This window comes from Paraburkholderia sp. 22099, from assembly GCF_052045835.1.
Lineage (GTDB): Bacteria > Pseudomonadota > Gammaproteobacteria > Burkholderiales > Burkholderiaceae > Paraburkholderia > Paraburkholderia terricola.
The window spans coordinates 1-602 of sequence record NZ_JBQEPU010000099.1; the positions used below are offsets into that span (position 1 = coordinate 1).

1 protein-coding gene is annotated in these 602 nt (G+C 64.5%); it reads right to left on the reverse strand.

The genetic code is table 11. The features are described 5' to 3' along the window. Positions 1 to 436: helix-turn-helix domain-containing protein (locus tag ACTJLC_RS31820; RefSeq protein ID WP_440846436.1), on the reverse strand; the 436-nt coding region annotated here is incomplete at its 3' end. Between the last annotated feature and the right edge of the window lie 166 nt (positions 437 to 602).

Consider the following 602-nt stretch of genomic DNA (forward strand, 5'->3'; position numbering starts at 1 on the left):
GCTCGCCCAGGCACGACCGCCGCGCGCGCGGCTGGTAGACCTTCGGCGGCCGCTGCCGGCGCGGCACCCATAGGCCCGCGTCCGTCATCAGCCTGCGGACCGTTTCCTTCGCCAGACGTGTGCCGTGGCATTCGTGCAGCTTCTCGCAGGCCAGCGTTGGGCCGAAATCGGCGTAGTACTCGCGGATAATCGCCAGGGCGCGCTGGGCCTCGTCGTCGTCCAGCCGCCGGTTACCCGGTCGGCTACGTTTGCGTGAGACCAGGCCCGCTGCGCCTGATTCACGATACCGGATTACCAGCCGCTCGATCTGCCGCACCGTCAGGCCCAGCCGGTCGGCAGCACGTCCAGGTTTCAGACCGGTGTCCACCACAGCCTGGATCACCTTCAGTCGGTCGAGTTCGCGCATGTTCAATGTCACCAGTGTCGCTGGATGCATGGCCGGCTCCGTAATCCCGCGGGGAACCGGCAAGCATACCCAGAGCAGAACACGACATTTCTTATATGGTCGCCTCCCATTTGCAAGGTAATTGTTCGTAGCGAGAAGGGTGGTTGCGGACTTATATCCGGACTCGATTGCGGAACGTACCCGCCGGCCCCGATGG